This is a genomic window from Geothrix edaphica, from assembly GCF_030268045.1.
In the GTDB taxonomy this organism is placed as follows: domain Bacteria; phylum Acidobacteriota; class Holophagae; order Holophagales; family Holophagaceae; genus Geothrix; species Geothrix edaphica.
The window spans coordinates 800,407-819,720 of the sequence record NZ_BSDC01000001.1 but is presented as its reverse complement, the minus strand read 5'-3'; the positions used below and the strand labels follow the sequence as shown (position 1 = coordinate 819,720).

19 protein-coding genes are annotated in these 19,314 nt (G+C 68.1%); 9 read left to right on the top strand and 10 right to left on the bottom strand.

Features of this window, described 5'->3' with window-relative positions; translation table 11 throughout:
- Nucleotides 1-49: 49 nt before the first annotated feature.
- Genes QSJ30_RS03605 through dsrP form a run of 3 tightly spaced genes read left to right on the top strand, consistent with a single transcriptional unit; the run spans nt 50 to nt 2,809 of the window.
- On the top strand, nt 50-622 hold the full coding sequence (locus QSJ30_RS03605) for a cytochrome c3 family protein (protein WP_285606442.1): 573 nt from the start codon (nt 50-52) through the stop codon (nt 620-622).
- On the top strand, nt 619-1,551 hold the full coding sequence (locus QSJ30_RS03600; RefSeq protein ID WP_285606440.1) for a 4Fe-4S dicluster domain-containing protein: 933 nt from the start codon (nt 619-621) through the stop codon (nt 1,549-1,551). Before QSJ30_RS03605 ends, QSJ30_RS03600 begins: the two co-directional genes overlap by 4 nt.
- 4 nt (nt 1,552-1,555) lie before the next feature.
- Entirely contained in the window at nt 1,556-2,809 is a 1,254-nt protein-coding gene (gene dsrP / locus QSJ30_RS03595) for a sulfate reduction electron transfer complex DsrMKJOP subunit DsrP (RefSeq protein WP_285606438.1), read from the top strand.
- Here the strand turns inward: dsrP and QSJ30_RS03590 are convergent.
- The 3 genes from QSJ30_RS03590 to guaA form a co-directional block, all read right to left on the bottom strand.
- A complete protein-coding gene (locus QSJ30_RS03590) occupies nt 2,806-3,888 on the bottom strand; it encodes an HD domain-containing phosphohydrolase (protein ID WP_285606436.1) in 1,083 nt (360 codons plus the stop codon). The two genes, dsrP and QSJ30_RS03590, sit on opposite strands and share 4 nt — an antisense overlap.
- Nucleotides 3,889-4,009: 121 nt before the next feature.
- A complete protein-coding gene (locus QSJ30_RS03585) occupies nt 4,010-4,456 on the bottom strand; it encodes a hypothetical protein (RefSeq protein WP_285606434.1) in 447 nt (148 codons plus the stop codon).
- Nucleotides 4,456-5,985 (bottom strand): glutamine-hydrolyzing GMP synthase, encoded by a 1,530-nt coding sequence (gene guaA / locus QSJ30_RS03580; protein WP_285606432.1) that lies wholly within the window; start codon nt 5,983-5,985, stop codon nt 4,456-4,458. The genes QSJ30_RS03585 and guaA overlap by 1 nt, the downstream gene beginning before the upstream one ends.
- Before the next feature lie 196 nt (nt 5,986-6,181).
- Here guaA and QSJ30_RS03575 point away from each other — a divergent pair, with 196 nt between their 5' ends.
- The 3 genes from QSJ30_RS03575 to QSJ30_RS03565 are packed head-to-tail and all read left to right on the top strand — an operon-like array spanning nt 6,182 to nt 9,204.
- Nucleotides 6,182-7,327, top strand: a complete 1,146-nt coding sequence (locus tag QSJ30_RS03575; RefSeq protein ID WP_285606430.1) for an acyltransferase family protein — start codon at nt 6,182-6,184, stop codon at nt 7,325-7,327.
- A gap of 18 nt (nt 7,328-7,345) precedes the next feature.
- A complete protein-coding gene (locus QSJ30_RS03570; protein ID WP_285606428.1) occupies nt 7,346-8,455 on the top strand; it encodes a sensor histidine kinase in 1,110 nt (369 codons plus the stop codon).
- Nucleotides 8,452-9,204 carry a LytR/AlgR family response regulator transcription factor gene (locus QSJ30_RS03565; protein WP_285606426.1) on the top strand — a complete coding sequence of 251 codons (753 nt, stop codon included), beginning with the start codon at nt 8,452-8,454 and terminating at the stop codon, nt 9,202-9,204. Before QSJ30_RS03570 ends, QSJ30_RS03565 begins: the two co-directional genes overlap by 4 nt.
- 57 nt (nt 9,205-9,261) lie before the next feature.
- Here the strand turns inward: QSJ30_RS03565 and glyS are convergent, their stop codons facing one another.
- The gene (gene glyS, locus QSJ30_RS03560) at nt 9,262-11,334 is read right to left on the bottom strand and encodes a glycine--tRNA ligase subunit beta (protein WP_285606424.1); all 2,073 of its coding nucleotides are present in this window, start codon (nt 11,332-11,334) and stop codon (nt 9,262-9,264) included.
- Nucleotides 11,331-12,245 carry a glycine--tRNA ligase subunit alpha gene (locus tag QSJ30_RS03555; protein WP_285606421.1) on the bottom strand — a complete coding sequence of 305 codons (915 nt, stop codon included), beginning with the start codon at nt 12,243-12,245 and terminating at the stop codon, nt 11,331-11,333. Before QSJ30_RS03555 ends, glyS begins: the two co-directional genes overlap by 4 nt.
- 58 nt (nt 12,246-12,303) lie before the next feature.
- On the opposite strand from QSJ30_RS03555, the gene QSJ30_RS03550 reads away from it, so the two are divergent.
- Nucleotides 12,304-12,837, top strand: coding sequence for a GNAT family N-acetyltransferase (locus QSJ30_RS03550; RefSeq protein ID WP_285606419.1), 534 nt, complete (start codon nt 12,304-12,306; stop codon nt 12,835-12,837).
- A gap of 44 nt (nt 12,838-12,881) precedes the next feature.
- Here the strand turns inward: QSJ30_RS03550 and QSJ30_RS03545 are convergent, their stop codons facing one another.
- Nucleotides 12,882-14,672, bottom strand: coding sequence for an SEL1-like repeat protein (locus tag QSJ30_RS03545; RefSeq protein WP_285606417.1), 1,791 nt, complete (start codon nt 14,670-14,672; stop codon nt 12,882-12,884).
- Between the two features lie 133 nt (nt 14,673-14,805).
- On the opposite strand from QSJ30_RS03545, the gene QSJ30_RS03540 reads away from it, so the two are divergent.
- Both QSJ30_RS03540 and QSJ30_RS03535 read left to right on the top strand, forming a co-directional pair.
- Nucleotides 14,806-15,753 carry a carbamate kinase gene (locus QSJ30_RS03540; protein WP_285606415.1) on the top strand — a complete coding sequence of 316 codons (948 nt, stop codon included), beginning with the start codon at nt 14,806-14,808 and terminating at the stop codon, nt 15,751-15,753.
- Between the two features lie 23 nt (nt 15,754-15,776).
- Nucleotides 15,777-16,070: a YciI family protein gene (locus tag QSJ30_RS03535; protein ID WP_285606413.1), complete on the top strand. Its 294-nt coding sequence runs from the start codon at nt 15,777-15,779 to the stop codon at nt 16,068-16,070.
- 65 nt (nt 16,071-16,135) lie between these two features.
- Here QSJ30_RS03535 and QSJ30_RS03530 read toward each other — a convergent pair whose 3' ends face one another.
- From QSJ30_RS03530 to QSJ30_RS03515, 4 genes are all read right to left on the bottom strand, one after another.
- Complete coding sequence (locus tag QSJ30_RS03530) at nt 16,136-16,690, bottom strand: OsmC family protein (protein ID WP_285606411.1); 555 nt, start codon at nt 16,688-16,690, stop codon at nt 16,136-16,138.
- A gap of 200 nt (nt 16,691-16,890) precedes the next feature.
- Nucleotides 16,891-17,856 carry an MlaD family protein gene (locus tag QSJ30_RS03525; protein WP_285606410.1) on the bottom strand — a complete coding sequence of 322 codons (966 nt, stop codon included), beginning with the start codon at nt 17,854-17,856 and terminating at the stop codon, nt 16,891-16,893.
- Complete coding sequence (locus QSJ30_RS03520) at nt 17,853-18,518, bottom strand: ATP-binding cassette domain-containing protein (RefSeq protein WP_285606408.1); 666 nt, start codon at nt 18,516-18,518, stop codon at nt 17,853-17,855. The genes QSJ30_RS03525 and QSJ30_RS03520 overlap by 4 nt, the downstream gene beginning before the upstream one ends.
- Nucleotides 18,518-19,303 (bottom strand): MlaE family ABC transporter permease, encoded by a 786-nt coding sequence (locus QSJ30_RS03515; protein WP_285606406.1) that lies wholly within the window; start codon nt 19,301-19,303, stop codon nt 18,518-18,520. Before QSJ30_RS03515 ends, QSJ30_RS03520 begins: the two co-directional genes overlap by 1 nt.
- Nucleotides 19,304-19,314 lie beyond the last annotated feature (11 nt).

Sequence of the window (19,314 nt, the reverse complement as noted above, 5' to 3'; positions counted from 1 at the left end):
TCCGATTCCACCGCCGCCCCGCGGCCCCGCTCCACGAAAGGACCCCCTCATGCGCCTCCCGACTCTGTCCACGCTGGCGGCAGGCCTGCTGATCCTCCTGGGACCGGCGGTCTTCGCGGATCCGCCCGCCGCCAAGCCGCTCTCTGGAACCAAGGTGGAGGGACCCGCGGCCCCGGAGGGCCTCCAGGTGCCCTCGCCCCCCTTCAGTGAGGGCATCTTCCCCTGCACCTCCTGCCATGACGGCAAGAGCATGAAGCCCAACCTCAAGCGCCGCGAACTCACCGACATGCACACGGACATCGCCCTGCATCACGGGCCGGCGAGCCGCTGGTGCCTGGACTGCCACGACGCCAACAACCGGGACAGCCTCCACCTGGCCAGCGGCGAGAAAGTCCCCTTCACCGCCTCTTACCAGCTCTGCGGACAGTGCCATGGGGACAAGCTGCGCGACTGGCGCGTGGGCGTCCACGGCAAGCGCACCGGCAGCTGGAACGGACCCAAGCAGTACCTGCTCTGCGTCAACTGCCACAACCCGCACACACCAAGATTCCAGGCGCTGAAACCCATGCCGGCCCCGACGCCGCCCGAACAAATCCAGACCCGGAAAGGGGGTGCCCGATGACGGACCACAAGCCCGAGTGCCCCATCGGGGGCTGTGAGCCCCCCGCCACCATCGGCGGCACCCGCCGGGAATTCCTCGGCGCGGCCACGGCCGCCATGGCCACCGCCCTCACGGGCTGCGGCACCCTCAGCAAAGAGGAGTTCCTCCAGCACAACTTCCGCGAGCTCTCCAAGCAGGAGGTGCTCGATGTCATCGCCCGGCTGGAGAAGGAATACCAGGCGAAGTACGGCCGAGAGGTGAAGGTCGCCAACACGCCCGCCATCCCCGGAGTCATCTTCGGCTACGCCCTGGATCTCAGCCGCTGCATCGGCTGCCGCCGGTGCGTGCATGCCTGCGTGAAGGAGAACAACCAGTCGCGAGACCCCGAGATCCAGTGGATCCGCGTCCTCCAGATGGACAAGGAGGAAGGCGTCAACGTCCAGCATGCCGACGCCTACTACAACCCCGAGGAGGTGCCCCAGGAGGGCCACTTCTACATGCCGGTCCAGTGCCAGCAGTGCAAGAAGCCGCCCTGCACGAAGGTCTGCCCCGTGGGCGCCACCTGGCGGGACAAGGACGGCATCGTGGTGGTGGACTACAACTGGTGCATCGGCTGCCGCTATTGCATGGCCGCCTGCCCCTACGGCGCCCGCCACTTCAACTGGGGCGAGCCCCACCTGCCTGCGGACGAGGTCAATCCGAAGACGCACTACCTCGGCAACCGGCCCCGGCCCAAGGGCGTCGTGGAGAAGTGCACCTTCTGCATCCAGCGCACCCGCAACGGCCAGTACCCCGCCTGCGTGGAGATCTGCCCCACGGGCTCCCGCAAGTTCGGGAACCTGCTCGACAAGGACAGCGAGATCCGCTACATCCTCGAGAACAAGCGCGTCTTCAAGTTCAAGGAAGACCTGAACACCCAACCCAACTTCTTCTACTTCTACGGGGTGTGAGGCCATGTTCACGCTGAGAAACTTCTCGGGATTCCTCTCCGGCACCCTCCGCCTCATCACCAAGGGCGGCCGCCTCTACTACGCCTGGGTGGGCTTCCTTCTGCTCCTCATCGCCATCGGCGCCGGCGCCTACATCGGCCAGCTCAAGGACGGCCTCATCGTCACGAAGATGCGCGACCAGGTCTCCTGGGGCTTCTACATCGGCAACTTCACCTTCCTGGTGGGCGTGGCCGCCGCCGCCATCATGCTGGTCATCCCCGCCTACATCTACGACTGGGAACCCATCAAGGAGATCACCATCCTGGGCGAGATGCTGGCCATCAGCGCCCTCATCATGTGCCTGGGCTTCGTCATGGTGGACATCGGCCGGCCCGACCGGTTCTGGCACATCATCCCGCTGGTGGGGCGCCTGAACTGGCCCCAGTCCATGCTGGCCTGGGATGTGATCGTGCTGAACCTCTACCTGCTGCTGAACTGGTTCGTGGTCACCTATCTGCTCTTCTGCGCCTACACCGAGCGGCACTACGTGAAGAAGCTGGTGCTGCCCCTGGTGCTGCTCTCCATCCCCATGGCGGTGAGCATCCATACCGTCACGGCCTACCTCTACAACGGCCTGGCGGCGCGGCCCTTCTGGAACTCCGCCATCCTCGCCCCGCGGTTCCTCGCCTCGGCCTTCTGCTCGGGTCCCGCCATCCTGCTCATCCTGCTCCAGGTGCTGCGGAAGACCACCAAGCTCACCATCAAGGACGAGGCCATCTTCAAGGTGGCCGAGCTGATGGCCTACACCATGGGCTTCAACCTCTTCCTCACCGCCGCCGAGGCCTTCAAGGAGCTGTACTCGGGCACGGAGCACATGGTGTACTTCCAGTACCTGCTGTTCGGCCTCAAGGGCCACACCACGCTGGTGCCCTACGCCTGGGCCTCCATCCTCTGCGGCCTGGTGGCCTTCATCCTCTTCCTGGTGCCCCGCACCCGCACGAACTGGGTGACGCTCAACATCGGGTGCGTGCTGATCTACGCCAGCGTCTACATCGAGAAGGGCATGGGCCTCATCATCCCGGGCCTCACGCCCGACGTGCTGGGGGACATCTACGTCTACCGTCCCTCCTTCACGGAGATCGCCGTGGCCGCGGGCATCTTCGCCATCGGCTTCCTGGCCTTCACCCTCATGCTGAAGGCTGCGGTCCCCATGATGCTGGGCGAGTTCACCATCACCAAGGGGCGGACCCCGGTGGAAGCCCCGCCCCAGGAGATCTAGATCCCGGGATCCTCGTCGCGATCCTCATCGGGGTTCGCGACGAGGATCTCCGCGAAGCACCCCAGGTTCGCCAGGAAGAGGTCCACCAGCCGGGGGTCGAAGTGGACGCCCCTGCCTCTCTGGAGCAGGGCCACCACCTGGTCTTCGGGCCAGGCGTCCTTGTAGTGGCGCCGGCTGCTGGCCGCGTCGAAGACGTCCACCAGGGTGGTGATGCGGGCCTCGATGGGGATGGCCTCACCCTTGAGGCCCCTCGGATAGCCCGTGCCATCCCACTTCTCGTGATGGCCGAAGGCGATGCGGGCCCCCATCTGGATGAAAGGGACCTTCGACCCCTTGAGGATGGTGGCGCCCATGGAGGTGTGCCGCTTCATGGTGACCCACTCCTCATCCGTGAGGGCGCCGGGCTTCTGGAGGATGGCGTCCGGCACACCGACCTTCCCGATGTCATGCATGGGCGCGGCGGCCCGGATGGTCTCGATGGCATCCTCGTCCCACCCCAGCAGCCGCCCCATCTCGGCGGCGTAGAGGCCGATGCGCCGGACGTGGGTGCCTGTCTCGTGGTCCCGGTGCTCGCTGGCGGAAATGAGCCGGAGCGCGACCTCCTCCCGTGACGCCCGGATCTGCTCGGTCTGTTCCCGGACCTTCCGGGCCAGCTGGGCCTCGCGATCCCGGAAGGCGATCTCCAGCATGCGCCGCCGCAAGGCGGCGTTCACCTGCACCAGGATCTCCCTTGGCTGGAAGGGCTTCAGCACGTAGCCGAAGGCTCCCTGCTGCAGGCACTCGATGGCGGTCTCCGCCGCCTCCGTGGAGCTGACCATCACCACGGAGACATCCGGAATCCGGGGCTTGAGGGCCTTCACCAGATCCAGCCCCGAAGCGCCCGGCATCTGGATGTCGCTGAGCACCAGATCCGAGGCCTCCCCCTCCAGGGCCCTGAGGGCCCCCGGCACATCCTCCGCGGTACGGCAGCGGTAGCCGGCCTTGGTGAGGATGCGCTCGAGCGACAGACGGATGATGGGCAGGTCATCCACGATCAGGATGCTGACCTGCTGAGGCACCACCTGGATATCTTCGCCCATGGACCGTTCCCGGATCGATATTCAACCGCATGTGTATTCGACGATTGTCTCAGCAGATCATCACATGGGCAGAATAATCCATGAAGCCTCCTCCAGGGAACCCGAGTGACGCGTTCCCGATCTACCGGGCCCACTCGAGGGAATCGCGCTTGGCCATGTAGTGCGCCCCCAGGTCCAGGGCGACGGCCTGCTCGCAGAGGGCCAGCGCCGCATGGAAGTCCCCCAGCTCGCTGTGGGCCTGGATGCCCCGCTCGAAGCAGGTCAGACCCGCCAGCATTCGGCGGTATTCGTGGGGGAAGGCGGCTTCCAGGTCCCCCAGATACCCGAGTGTTGAAGCCACGGAGGCGGCACAGTCCTCCCACGCCCCACACTGGGCCTGGGCATCTGCCATCAGGTCGTAGGCGACGCCCTTCACGGCATTGGGCAGGCTGGCCTGCCCCTCGAAGGTGCGGCGCAGGTACTTCAGGGCGGATTCCGGCCCGCTGAAGGCCGCCTCGCGGTGCCCCGCCAGCAGATCCTCCAGCACATCCTTCACCGACTTGCGGACGGGTTCCTGTCGCTTGGCCACTATTCGTACTCGATCGTGGCGGGCGGCTTCGAGGTGATGTCGTAGACCACGCGGTTGATGCCCTTCACCTCACGGACGATGCGCTGGGCGATCTTCTCCAGCAGCTCGTGGGGGAGCCTCGCCCAGTCGGCGGTCATGAAGTCCTCGCTGGTGACCGCCCGCAGGGCGCACATCCACTCGAAGGTGCGCTCATCGCCCATGATGCCCACGGTCTGCACGGGCAGCAGCACGGCGAAGGCCTGGCTGGTCTTGCGGTACCAGCCGCTGTCCTTCAGTTCCTGCATGAAGATGGCATCGGCGTTCTGGAGGATGGTGGCCCGCTCCCGGGTGATGGCGCCCGGCAGGCGCACGGCCAGGCCCGGCCCTGGGAAGGGGTGCCGCTGGTTCATTTCTTCGGGGAGGCCCAGCGCCAGGCCCGTGGCGCGCACCTCGTCCTTGAACAGCTCGCGGAGAGGCTCCACCAGCTTGAGCTTCATGCGCTCCGGCAGCCCGCCCACGTTGTGGTGGGACTTCACCAGGATGGCGCCGCCAATGCCACTCGACTCGATGACATCCGGATAGGTGGTGCCCTGGCCCAGGAAATCGGCCTTCACCTTGCCCGCCTCACGCTCGAAGACCTCGATGAACTTCCCGCCGATGATCTTCCGCTTCTGCTCGGGGTCGGTGACGCCCGCCAGGGCCCCCAGGAACTCGTCTGAGGCGTCCACCCAGATCACATTGAGCTCGAAGGGCGCGAAGTAGGCCTGCACCTGCTTCATCTCGTCCTTGCGCATGAGGCCGTGGTCCACGAACACGCACGTGAGCTGCTTGCCGATGGCCTTGTGCAGCAGCAGCGCCGCCACGCTGGAGTCCACGCCGCCGCTGAGGCCCAGCACCACCGTGCCCTGCCCCACCTGCTCCCGGATGACCTTCACCTTCTCCTCGATGAAGTTGCCGGCGTTCCAGTCCAGGGCCATGCCGCAGTGCTTGAGGAAGTTCAGCAGCAGGGGCGTGCCCTGGGTGCTGTGGGTGACCTCCGGGTGGAACTGGAGGCAGTAGATGCCGCGCTTCGGATCCTCCATGGCCGCCACGGGCACGCTGGGGGTCTTCGCGGTGACCGCGAAGCCCGCCGGGGCCACCTCCACATGGTCGCCGTGGCTCATCCACACCTGCTGGGCGTGGGGCAGACCCTCGAAGAGCATGGACTGCTCGGGCATGGCCTGGATCTCCGCCTTGCCGTATTCCCGACTGGCGGAGCGGTGCAGCTGCCCGCCGAGGTTGCGGGCCAGGAGCTGCTGGCCGTAGCAGATGCCGAGGATGGGGACACCGAGGCCGAGGATGGCTGGATCCAGGTCCGGCGCCCCGGGCTCCAGCACCGAGTTGGGACCCCCCGAGAGGATCACGCCCTTGAGGTCCGGCCCCGCGATCTCCGCCGCCGTGGCCCCGCTGCTGTAGACCAGCCCGAAAGCCCCCAGCTCCCGCAGCCGCCGCGTGATGAGCCGCGTGTACTGGCTGCCGTAGTCGATGATCGCGATGCGTTCGTGGTGCATGGGCCCTCTGGATCCCGGCCGCCCCCCGGGGAAACCGGTTCTGGAGGCCTGGCTGACTACCAGTGTGCCTGATCCCCTCCCGCTTTAGGAGTCCGCCAGCGGGGAAGTCCGACTCGTGCCCTGGGAAATCCGGCCTGCGCCCGGGGGGCCTGCCCTGGGAGCTTCCGGAACGCCAGGATGGCCCCTGGAGGACCCCATGATCATTGAACGCCGGGCGGACCTGGACTTCCTGCGAGTGGCCGCCATCCTGCTGCTGCACCTCTACCACTGCGGCCGCTTCTTCAATGCCGACGATCCCTGGCATCTGAAGGCCCCCCAGCTCCTGCCGGTCCTCAACCAGCCGATGGACATCCTGCACATCCTCCGGATGCCCCTGCTCATGCTCATCGCGGGCGCCGTCGCCGCCTATGCCATCGAGCGGCGCGGCCTGCCGGGCTTCGCCTGGGACCGGATGAAGCGGCTGCTGCTGCCCTTGTTGTTCGGCATGCTCGTCGTGGTGCCCCCCCAGATCTACCTGGAGTACCTGGATCGGGGCCGCATTTCGGGAAGCTACTGGGGCTTCTGGACCAGCGTCTTCCAGCTCGTCCCCTACCCGAAGGGCAGCCTGAGCTGGCACCACCTCTGGTTCGTGGCCTACCTCTTCGTGTACTGCCTGCTCGCCCTTCCGATCTTCGCCTGGCTGGACCGCCCCTCCGGGAGGGCCTTCCTCCGGCGAACCGAGGCCTTCCTCGCCAGGAACTGGAACCTGCTCTGGCTCGTCGTCCCCATTCTGGCCATCCGGATTTTTCTGCGCCACCGGCCCGAGACGAACGATCTGCTCCACGATCCCAAGGGATTCCTGTTCTACGGCTACCTCTTCCTGACCGGGCATCTGCTGGCACGCTGCTCCGCCGTGTGGGCGCGCCTGGTGACCCTCCGGTGGACCTTCCTCGGGCTGGGCCTCCTGCTGCTGGCCATCCTGCTTCCGGACGGCGAGTTCCCCTTCCCTCTGGAGCATGTGGCCGTCTGGCTGTTCAGCTGGACGACCCTGCTCGCCATCCTCGGGTTCGCGCGGCGGGGGATCCGTCAGGAGGGACCCCGGCTCCGGCACGCCCAGAGCCTGGCCTACCCGTTCTACATCCTGCACCAGACGGTGATCCTGGCCGTCGGCTATCCGCTCATGCGCCCGGCCATGAACCCCTGGGCGCGCCTGGGGTGGGTGACCCTCCTCTCCTTCCTCGCCACCTGGGCGCTCTGCGAGGGGCTCTCGCGGGTGCCCTGGCTCCGGCCCCTCTTCGGGATGGGCCCCGTGCACAGAGCGGCACCGGCAGGGTCGGCCCTTCCCCAACCCTCCGAAGTCTAGGCCATACTCGTGCCACCCATGTCCTCCTCTCCCGCGACCCCCTGGCGGTGGCCCCGCCTGAAGCTCCGCCCGGTGCTGGGCCTGCTCGCCGGCTTCCTGGCCCTGGGGTTCTGGCTCGGAAGCACGGTGGCGCTGGAGATGCGGGCAAGCGGGAATCCAGACCCCTGGACCCGGCCCCTGCTCTGGGAACTGACGGGGGCGCTGGCCACCTGGGCGGTCCTCTGGATCCCGGTTTCCGTGGTGTTGAACGCCCCCCGCCCCGGCGGGAACCGGAGGCGCTTCCTGGGGCTCCACCTCACCGGCTGGGCCATCTACACCACCCTGAAAAACGCCCTGATGCTGGCGCCCCGGTTCGCCCTCTACCCCCGGCTCGGATGGGGACCCTACCACTACGGGGACTGGCCCACCCACCTCGCCATGGAGGCCATGAAGGATGTCCTGGCCTACGGCCTACTCGCCCTCGGCTACCAGACCCTCCGGGTGTGGCGGGAACGGCAGGAAGAGCAGGTCCGGCAAGCCCGCCTCGAAGCGGAGCTTCACGATGCCCAGCTCCGCCAGCTCACGGGGCAGCTGGATCCCCACTTCCTCTTCAACGCCCTGAACACCGTCAGCTCGGTGATGTACGAGGACCTGGGCCGGACCGACGCCCTCCTCACCGACCTGGGGCAGCTCCTCCGGGCGGGCCTTGAGCGGCGCGGTCCCACCTGGACCCTGGCGGAGGAGGGCGACCACCTCCAGCGTTACGATGCCCTCCTGCTCGCCCGGTTCCAGGACCGCCTGAAAGTGGATGTGGACCTCTCCCCCGCGCCGCCCCAGGCCCAGGTGCCCCGCTTCACCCTTCAACGCCTGGTCGAGAACGCCGTAAAGCACAACCAGGGCCGGCGGGAGCCCCTCTCCGTGATCGTCCGGGCGCGGGAGGACCAGGGCCGGCTCGAGCTCTCCGTGTCCGATGACGGCGAAGGTTTCCAGGCGCCCGAGCAGGCCTTCTCCGGGAATGGGCACGGCCTCCGCGGTCTGCGGGAGGCCCTGCGTCTCCTGCATGGCAACCAGGCTCACCTGGCCGTGGCCCCCCGTCCGGGGGGCGGGGCCACCGTCCTGCTGAGCTTCCCCCTCGAGGCGGGCCGGTGAGTTGGCGCGTCGTCCTGGCGGATGACGAGGCCCCGGCCCGGGCCAAGTTCCGCCGCCTTCTCGCGGCGGATCCCCGGTTCGCCCTCGTGGCCGAGGCCAGGGATGGTGTCCAGGCCTTGGCCCTGGTGGCCACCCACCATCCCGATCTGCTCTGCCTGGACATCCAGATGCCGGGGCTCACGGGTTTCGAGGTGATCCAATCCCTGGGGGCCTCGGCCCCGCTGGCCCTGTTCGCCACGGCCTTTGACCAGTACGCCCTCCAGGCCTTCGAGGCCCACGCCGTGGACTACCTCCTCAAGCCCTTCGACGGCCGGCGGCTGTCCCGCGCCCTGGATCGCTGCGCGGCCCTGCTGACCGCAGGCGGCGGAGATCCAAGCCAACGGGCCCTGGCGGCGGATCTGGGCACGCGATCCCCCCTCCGGCGCCTCCTCGTGCGACATGGGGAGGGATGGACCGTCCTCCCTCTGGACCAGGTGAGCCGCCTGCGCGCGGCGGGGAAACAGGTGTTCGCCCACGGCCCCGAGGGCGCCCGCCCCCTCCGGCAGTCCCTGGGAACCTTGGAGGGTCAGCTGGATCCTGCCCAGTTCGTGCGCGTCCACCGTGGCGACCTCGTGAACCTGGCCTTTGTGGACCGGCTGGAGCCCTACGGCCATGGGGACGGCCTGCTGACGATGAAGGACGGCAGCGCCCTGGTGCTGAGCCGGACCTTTCGGGACCGCTTTCTCGCGGCATGGATGGGACGGGCCTGACGGCCACCGCGGGTGAGGACGCTCAGCCTGCGAATGGCCGTCCGGTCGGGGCCACCCTCATTGCCAGAGGCTGAAGTCCGCCACGCGCAGGAAAGCCAGGCGGAGGCGATGGAGCAGGCTGAGCCGCGCGGCGCGGAGGGCCGGGTCCTCGCACTTCACCATGACGGCATTGAAGAAAGCCTCCAGGGGCGCGGCGAGATCCGCCAGGGCCGCGAGCAGGGCCTTCTGGTCGCCGGTGGCTTCCAGCCTGCCCAAGTGCTCGGCCAGCACCTTCTCTTCGTCCTGCGTCAGCAGGGCGCTGTCGAAATCGCCGCTGGCGGTTTCGTCCTTCAGGATGTTCCCGATGCGCTTGGCGCTCTGGGCGAGGCTGGCGAAGCGGGCATCCTCGGCGAAGGCGGACAGGGCCTCGCAGCGGGCCTTGAGGTCCGCCAGATCCTCCCAGCCGGCGGCCAGGGCCGAACGGCGCACGGAGCCCGCGTACCCGGCCAGTTCCAGCTGGTAGGCCACGCGGTCCTTGAAGAAGGCCAGGAGGGCCTCGGTGGTTTCGGCAGCGGGCTTGGTGGCTTTCGCCCCGACGACGCGGAGGGCAACCTCGATCAGGTCGGCGGGGGTGAAGGCCCAGCCGCGCTCCCACAGGATGCGCACGATGCCCTGGCCGGCGCGGCGGAGGGCGAGGGGGTCCTTGGAACCGGTGGGGATGAGCCCCACGGCGAAGCAGCCCGCCACCGTGTCCAGCTTGTCGCAGAGCGACAGCAGGCAGCCCATGGGCGTGCCGGGGAGGGCATCGTCGGCGCCGACGGGCCGGTAGTGCTCCTTCACGGCCATCCACACTTCCTCGTGGGCGCCCTCGTGCCGGAGGTACTCGCCGCCCATGACGCCCTGCAGCTCGGGGAACTCGCCCACCATCAGCGTGCGCAGGTCGCACTTGGCCATGCGGGCCGCCTCCAAGGCCCGGTCGATGTGGTCGGTATCGTCCGACATCCGGGAGGCCAGGTTCTTCACCAGCGCCACCACCCGGCCGGTCTTGTCGTGGTAGCTCCCCAGCTCCCGCTGGAACGTAAGCGCCATGAGCTTTTCCAACCGGTCGGACAGGGGATGCTTCCGGTCCTCCGCAAAGAAGAACCGCGCGTCGTAGAGCCGCGCCTTCAGCACCCACTCGTTGCCGGCCTTCACGAAGCCCGCGGGATCGTCCGTGCGGTTGGCGGCGGTGAGGAAGCAGGGTAGCAGCGCGCCATCCGGCCCCTCGATGCAGAAGCTCTTCTGGTGCTCGCGCAGGCTGGTGACCAGCACCTCCTTGGGCAGCTCCAGGAAGTCGGCGGGGAACTCGCCGCGCACGATCTTGGGGAACTCCACGATCTCGGCGAGGGTGTCCAGCAGCTCCGCGTCAGCCACCACGCGGCCCTTCACCTCGGCAGCGAGTGTCTCCAGTTGCTGGGCGATGCGGGTGCGGCGGGCCTCCACGCTGACCACGACGCCTGCGGTCTCCAGCGCTGACTCATAGGCCTCGGGCGTGGCGACCGTCACTGGAGCCGGATGATCGCGGTGGTAGAGCCGGTGGCCCCAGGTGGTGTTGGTGGCCGCGACACCATCCACCGTGATGGGCACGACCTGATCGCCGAAGAGGCACAGGATGTTGCGGATGGGCCGCACGAACTCGAACTCGGAGTTGCCCCAGCGCATGGCCTTGGGCACATGCAGTCCCGCGATGAGCCCCGGCAGGGCTTCCGCCAGCAGGTCCACGGTCGGGCGGCCCTGCTTCGTGATCGTCACCACCGCGCAAGGTTCCTTCTTCCCGGCGGGCTGCTCGAAGCGCACGGCGCTGAAGTCCACGCCCCACTTCTCCGCGAACTTCAGGCCCTGGATCGTGGGCTTGCCGTCCTCCCCCACGCACATGCGCTGGGGCGGGCCCACCTGGGTTTCGGTCTGGTCAGGCTGGGAGGCGGGCAGGCCGGGCCCGCGCCAGGCAAGCTTGCGCGGGGAGTAGAAGGTTTTCAGCGCGGCGGAGGCCAAGCCTTGGTTTTGGGACCAGGCGACGAAGGCCGTCGCGAATTCCTCCGTCAGCGGCGTGAGGAACCGCGCCGGGATCTCCTCGCAGTGCAGCTCCAGCAGGAAGGTCTTGGCGGTGCTCACTTCGCACCTCCCTTCCCGGGGGCTTCCGCAGGTGCGACGGTGCCCTCCTGGTGCTCCAGGTAGGCCCGGGCGCAGGCGCAGGCCAGGTCGCGCACGCGCTTGATGATGCCGGGGCGCTCGGTGGTGCTCACGGCGCCGCGGGCGTCCAGCACGTTGAAGGTGTGGCTCATCTTGAGGGCCTGCTCGTAGGCGCTGAGGAAGTGACCATGGTCCTTGAGCAGGCGCCAGCCCTCCTTCTCGAAGGCGTCGAATAGGGAGCGGTGCAGGTCGATGTCCGCATGCTCGAAGCTGTAGGCGCTGAGCTCGAACTCCTCGCGCTGGCGCATCTGGCCGTAGGTGACGGGGAACACGCCGTCGTCCGTCTTCACCTCGCCGTGCACCAGGTCGAAGATGTTGTCGTAGCCGCCCAGGAACATGCAGATGCGCTCGATGCCGTAGGTCAGCTCGGCGCTCACGGGCCGGCAGTCCAGGCCGCCCACCTGCTGGAAGTAGGTGAACTGGCTGATCTCCATGCCGTCCAGCACCACCTGCCAGCCCACGCCCCAGGCGCCCAGGGACGGGGACTCCCAGTTGTCCTCCTCGAAGCGGAGGTCGTGCTTGGTGAGGTCGATGCCGAGGGCTTCCAGGCTCTCGATGTAGAGGTCCTGCACCTTGGCGGGGCTGGGCTTGAGGATCACCTGGAACTGGAGGTGCTTGTAGACACGGAAGGGATTCTCGCCGTAGCGGCCATCGGCCGGGCGCCGCGAGGGCTCCACGTACGCCACGTTCCAGGGTTTGCTCCCGAGGGCCCCGAAGAAGGTCAGCGGGTTCATGGTGCCCGCACCCTTTTCCAGATCGTAGGGCTGGCCGATGAGGCAGCCCCGGTCAGCCCAGAACCGCTGCAGGCGGAGGATCAGTTCCTGGATGTGCATGGAGGCTCGCCAAAACGAGTATTCTAGCGGGTTCTCGGGCTCTTGATAAGCTGGCAGGATGCGTATCCGCCCTGCCCTTCCCGATGACGCCGGGGCCCTTGCCGCGCTGGGCGAACGCCTCTGGCGCGAGACCTATACTGGGCTCATCCCCGGATCGAACCTGGAGCTGCACCTGGCCGCGACCTTCGGCCCGAGCCGGCAGGCCGCTGAGCTGGCCGACCCGGCTTGCCGCATGCTGGTGATCGAGCGCGCTGGCGCCCTCCTGGGCTACGCCCTGCTCCGGGCCTGCCACCCCGAACATGAAAACCCGCCTTTCCACTTCGTCAAGCCGCTCGAAGTGGCCCGGTTCTATGTGGATGCCTCACTGCACGGACAAGGTGCCGCCCAGGAATTGATGGCGGCCGTTCTGGCTCATGCCGCCGCCGCGGGCCACGACGGGGTGTGGCTCCAGGTCTGGGAGCAGAACCCCCGCGCCATCCGGTTCTACGCCAAGGCCGGTTTCGCCGATGCCGGGGAGGCCACCTTCCGCGTCGGTGAACAGGTGGACCGCGACCGGCTGCTGGTGCATGCCCTCATGACCCGCAATCGGTAACCGGGCATCGTCCCGCCCGCACCGCCGCCCGGCACGGGAGCTGGTCACTCCTCGTCGTCGGGCTCGGGCGGCGGGGGCATCGTCAGGCGCAGATAGGCCGCCCGGGCTTCGGCATTGCCCTTGTCCATGGCCTTCCGGTACCAGGCGAGGGCCTGATCGATATCGCGGGGCCCCCCGAGTCCGCGTTCCGCATACTCGCCGAGCTTGTGCATGCACTCCGCATGTCCAAGCGCCGCGCCTTCAGCGAAGGCGTGCTTCGCCTTGGCGGGGTCCCGAAGGACCGTCTCTTCCCCCGATTCATAGATCAGCCCAGCGTTCCACCAGCCGCTGGTGCTCCCCTTGGCTCCAGCCTTGAGATACCAGCTGAGGGCAAGTTCAGGGCTCTTGGGAACGACGAGCCCATGGGCATGGAACCATCCGAGCTGGTTCATGGAGGCATCACTGCCCTGGTCCGCGGCCGCCTGGTAGCACCGGATGGCCTCCGTCAGGTTCACGGCCACGCCTTCACCATTTTGATAAGCCCAGCCGACTTGATGCAGGGCCGTGATGTTCCCCATATCCGCGGCCTTGCGGAAGAACTCCAGCGACTTGGAGAGATCCCTCTCGATGCCGTCGTTCAATTTGTAGCAGAAGCCCAGCTGCAGCCAAGCCTGGGGCCACCCCCGCTCGCCGGCCTGATGGTAATAGCTCAGGGCTCTGGGGACATCCTTCTCCAGGCCCCATCCGTTCTGCGAAAACCAGCCGAGCAGGTAGATGGCATAGGTCGAGCCCTTCTCGACGCCCTGCCTCAGCCAGGCCACGGCCCGCTTGTCGTCCTGGGTCACCCCCTCGCCTTTGTGGTAGAGCCAGGCGAGGCGGGGGAAGGCGGACTGAACTTCGCGCTCGGCGGCCTTCCCGTACCACAGGACGGCCTCGGCTGGATCCACCGGACCGCCCAGCCCCAGCTGGCGACAGTCCCCCAGAAGCAACATGGCCGTGGCGGAGCCCATGCCCGCCGCCTGGCGGTAGAGGGCCACCGCGCGCCTGGGGTCCTTGGGTACGCCCGCACCTTCCATCAGCATGCCCGCCAGCTCCACGAGCGCATGGGAGTCATCCAGGGCGTCCGCTCGGGTCAGCCAGCCCAGGGCCGCTTGCGGATCTCTGGGCACGCCGATGCCGTTGAGGTAGAGGTGCCCCATGTACCTCGGAGCATCCACGTACCCCGCCGCCGCCGCCCGCTGTCCATATCTGAACGCGGCATTGGCGTCCTTCGGGAATCCCAGGCCCCGCTCATGCATCCACGCAAGGGTCATCGGATAGAAGAGGGTCACGGGCTGCTCGGCGGCCTTGGCAAACCAGGCCGCCGCCTCCGAGGGGTTCCAGGCCACCCCCAGACCAAAGGAATGGCACTGCCCCAGCTCCGCCATGGCATCGGGGCATCCCTTCAGCGCAGCAGCGCGAAGCAAGGCGGCATACTGCGTGTGGTTCACCGGCACGCCGAAGCCGCTCTGGTACAGCTCCGCCAGGTGGTAGAGCCCCCGGGCATTGCCCTTCCCCGCGCTGGCCTTGAGCCACTTCAGAGCCTCGGCCGGATCTTTCGGGATGCCTTCCCCGCGGAAGTGCATCCGCCCCAGGTGGGCCATGGCCTCCGCATCTCCGGCTTCAGCGGCCTTCCGGTAGCAGGCCGCGGCCCTGGCCCGATCTCTGGGGGCATCCTCCGAACCGGACCAGAAGCCGTGCCCCTGTAGCAGCCAGCTCGCTTCCTGCCCAGGGCCAACCTGCACCTGGGCCGACAAGACCGCTGCGGACAGGGCCAGCCAGGGAAGGAGGATGAGCCGGGGGGTCAGGGAGCGCATGGGAGTCATTTGACAGTGTGCAAAAGCCGATGTGGCCTTGGCAAGGAAACTCTGGATGGAGCCCTGCTCTGTGACGCCCGTCCTTTGATCCACCTCCCGGGCCCTGTAGAATCCTCGTTTCCCGGGGATCTGCATGACCCGAAAGATCGCACTCCTGGCCATTGGTGGAAACGCGCTTCTGAAAGAGAAGGAGCGCGGGCTCCAGGAGGAGCAGCTGGAGAACGCCCGGGAGACGGCGGAGATGCTGGCGCGGGTGGTGGCCGAGGGCTACGCGCTCTGCGTGGTGCATGGCAACGGGCCCCAGGTGGGCAACCTGCTCATCCAGCAGGAGGCCGGATCGGGCCAGATCCCGCCCTACAGCCTCGACATCTGCGGCGCCATGACCCAGGGTTCCATGGGCTACATGCTGGAGCGCATGCTCATCAACCGCCTGCGCTTCATGGGCCTGGACGCGCCGGTGACCTCCGTCCTCACGGAAGTGGTGGTGGACAAGGAGGACAAGGGCTTCCAGGACCCGACCAAGCCCGTGGGTCCCTTCTATCCCGAGTTCCGCGCCCTGGAGCTGATGCGGTCCAAGCGCTGGAAGATGAAGGAGGACTCGGGCCGCGGCTGGCGCAAGGTGGTGCCCTCGCCCCAGCCCATCGAGATCGTCCAGCTCGACGCCATCAAGACCCTGCTCCAGTCCGGCAGCTCGGTCATCGCCGGCGGTGGTGGCGGCATCCCTGTGATCCGCGATGCCAGCGGCTTCCTGGTGGGTGTGGAGGCCGTCATCGACAAGGACCGCCTCAGCGCCCTGCTGGCGGCCCAGCTGGATGCGGACCTCTTCATCATCCTCACGGGCGTGGCCAAGGTGGCGCTCGACTTCGGCAAGCCCACCCAGCGCTGGATGGACCGCATCACCGCCAGCGAGGCCCGGAGGCATCTCGCCGAGGGCCAGTTCCCGCCCGGCAGCATGGGCCCCAAGATCGAGAGCGCCCTGGCCTACCTGGAGGGCGGCGGTCACGAAGTGCTCATCACCACCGCCGAGGCCCTGGCCACCGAGGACCCGGCGACGGTGGGCACGCGCATCGTGCGAGACTGAGGGTTCTCCGGAGGAAGCTTCCGATGTACGCCCTCATCCTCGTCCGCTACCGTCGCCCCCTGCCCGAAGTGGAGGCGGTCACCGAGGCCCACCGGGCCTACCTCGGGACGCTGAAGGCGCAGGGCATCCTCCTGGCCTCGGGACCCCTGGATCCCCGCTTCGGCGGCGCCTGGCTCGTGCGGGTGCAGGACGAGAATCCCCTGGCGGACCTGGACACCCTCCGCGATGGCGACCCCTTCCACAAGGCCGGGCTCGCCAACTACGAACTCCTGCCCTGGCACGTGATGGCGGGGAAGGATGGCTTCGACAAGATGTGATCCCCGCCACCGGCCGGAAACCGGGACGGGGATCGGACACCCGAGGGAGGGGCCGCAGGCCCGTCTCAGTGGCTCATCTGGATGTCTACGGGGTTCTTGAAGGTGTCATACAGGGGTGAGGTGCGGATCACCTTCTCGTGGAGTTCCTGGATCTGGGCCGGGGTGCCGCTGCAGGCGAGGTTCACCTTCACGCGGATCTGGGACAATCCCGGCCGGACCTTCTTGTCCAGTTCCAGGAACCCCTGGAGATCGGAATCCGTCTCCATATCGAAGCTCAGGCTGCTGATGTCCAGGCCCATGGCCGTGGCGTTGTAGGCGTAGGTCACGCTCAGGCAGGCGCTGAGGGCGTGGAGCGCCGCCTCTCCGGCGTTGGGCGCCAGGTCGGTGCCCAGGAGGGCCTCGGGCTCGTCGGCTTCGAGGAACATCGGGGTGCTCCGCTTGTGCTCCATTCCCGCCCCGTAGAGCGAATCGAAGGTGCTCTGGGAATGGGCCCCGTTGATCCACTTGGCCTTGGACCGGAAGGTGAACTTGGCGAGGGCGGGGTTGGCCTTCACCATCGAGACGGTGGTGTTGAGGGCCTCCACATTCACGCCGTTGTGGATGGTTGCGATGCTGCCCATGGATCCTCCTCCTGGATCAGGCGCCGTCCCGGGCGAAGGCCCAGCCTCCGGGCGGGAAGCGCGTGTAGGACACCCACAAGGGTCCCGCGTGGCGCAGGGCCCCCTGGAAACAGACCCCCAACATGGGACGGGTTGAATCTGAAACAAGGTCGCAAAATTTGATCCAGGCCGACCCCATCCGCTATCTGAGGCAGGTCCAGCTACTTCGGGGATGCCGGGGCCTTGGCGGCCTCCAGGGCCTGTCTGGCCTTCTCCCGTTCAGCCTCGCTGGGAGTGCCCCAGACGACTCGGCTGGGCTTCTGCTTCAGCAGCTGCAGCAGTTCCTCCACGGAATCCAGGGAGCGCCGCAGCGCCTTGAGGCTGGCCTCCAGCTCGGGCTGATCCTCGGCCTGGAAGCGGGCCAGCAGGGTGTCCGACTGCTGGAGGACCGAGGCCAGGCTGACCAGTATCCGATCCAGCTCCGGCGCCCGCTTCTCCAGCAGGGCCCGGGTCACGGCCAGGCTCTTCTCCAGGTCGACGAGGGCCCGGTCGGCCTCTCCCATGCTGCGATCCGCGTGGGAGGCCAGGCCGCGACCCTCCCGGGCCAGGGCCTGGAACTCCCGCAGAGTGGCATCCAGCGAGCGGAGCGCCTGGGCCACGGAGGGATGCTCCAGCAGGTCGCCCAGCCCCTTCTGCCGGACCCGCTCCCGCACCGCGTCCAAGGATATGTTCAGGTTCGCCAGCAGACGGTCGGCGCGTTCCAGCACGCCCCCCAGGGACACCCCCTCCTCCCCCGGGATCTGGTCGCCCGCGACCAGGACCACGGTGCGTTCCCCGGGCGGGGGCAGGCGCAGGTCGAGCATCACGCTCCCCACCCCCTTGGGCGCCACCACGGCCCGGGTGCCCCGCCAGAGGCGGATGTCCGTTCGCACGGCCAGGGTGGCCAGGAAGTGGTAGTCCGTTCCCTCCTGCCGCATGTCGAGCCGCTCCACGGCGCCCACCCGGTAGCCCCTCAGCTGCACGTCGGTGCCGGGCACCAGCCCTTCCATCTGCTCGAGCCGCACCACCAGCGGGTAGGTCTTCTCAGTGACGGCACCCGCGTTCTTGTAGGCCAGCAGCCCGATGAACAGGACCAGGGCCAGGAGGACGAAGAGCCCGAGCCGGGCATCCTGCTTCTCGAAGTTCACGTCGACTCCATGAGCATGGGCTCCTGGGGCAGCGGGAGACTCTCCGCCTCCAGTCCCTGAAAATCCTGGGCCTCCTCCGAGGCCATCACGAGCGTGCAGGCAGGATCCGCGGCCCAGGCGCGGATCAGGTCCAGGGCCACGGCGCGATCCGCGGCGTCCAGGCCCTCCAGCGGAGCGTCCAGCAGGATCAGGTCCGGTTCGAGGGCCAGTACGCGGGCCAGGTTCGCGTGCTTCCGCGCGGCGCCGCTCACCGCATGGGGCCGGAGCCGGGCCACCGCCTCGAGGCCCAGCCGCTCCAGCGCGCCCCAGGTCCGGCGCAGGACCTCGGGTTTCGGCAGTCCCTGGAACCGCAGGGGGAGGGCCACGTTGTCCGCCAGGCTGAGGTTTGACAGCAGTCCGCCCGAGGCGAAGGCGAAGCCCATCCGGACGCGCCCCACCAGGGCCAGGGCCCCATCACCCGGCCAGACCGCGAGACCCGCGATCCGGACTTCTCCGCCCCTCGGGCGCTCCATGCCCGCGACCACCTTCAGCAGGCGGCTCTTGCCGGAGCCGCTGGGCCCCGTGACCAGCAGGTTCCCGCCCTTCGGCACCTGCAGGTCCAGCCCCTCCAGCAGGGCCCGCCCGTCCGGTGAAGCGCAGGAGATGCCGCGGCCCTGGAGCATCAGAAGTAGAAGAGCGCGGCGATGAGGCCGTCGAGGATGAACACCGCCACCAGGGCGGACACCACGGTGCGGGTGACGGCCTGCGGGATCTCGGTCTGGCTGCGCTGGACGCGGAGCCCGAAGTGGCAGGCGTGGAAGGTGATGGCGCCGGAGAAGAAGAAGACCTTCAGCAGGGTCGCCGCGAAATCGAGGTTCGACAGCGCCTGTCGCACGGAGGCCATGAAGAAGGCCCAGGTGATGCCGTACTTCAGCCGGGCCACCAGGAAGCCGCCGCCCAGGGCCGCGGCGTCGAAGAACACCACCAGGGCGAAGACCGACACGAGCACCCCCAGCCAGCGGGGCAGCAGCAGGTACTGGTAGGGGTCCACACCGTGGGCCGCCAGCGCGTCCACCTCGCCGTTGAGCTGCATGGCACCCAGCTCCGCCGCGATGGCCGTGGAGCTGCGGCCGATGACCAGCACGGCCGTCAGCAGCGGGCCCAGCTCCCGCAGGACGATGAGCACCATGAGCGTGCCGATGTAGTTCTCCGCGCCCAGGCCGGACAGCTGACTGAAGGCCTGGATGAGCGTCACCGCGCCCAGCAGCAGGGCCGTGCCCGCCACGAGCACTCCCGCATCGAGGCCCGTGAAGCGGATCTGGAGTCCGGTCTGCCCGCCCACCGCCGCCAGCTGACCGGCGCGGAGGGCCAAGCCCGAGCGCAGCGTCCGAAGCACCAAGTGCGCCTGGTCGCCCAGGAACTCCAGGAAGCCGCGCACCGGCGCACCCAGCCGCGCAAGGAAAGCCATCATTCACCCGG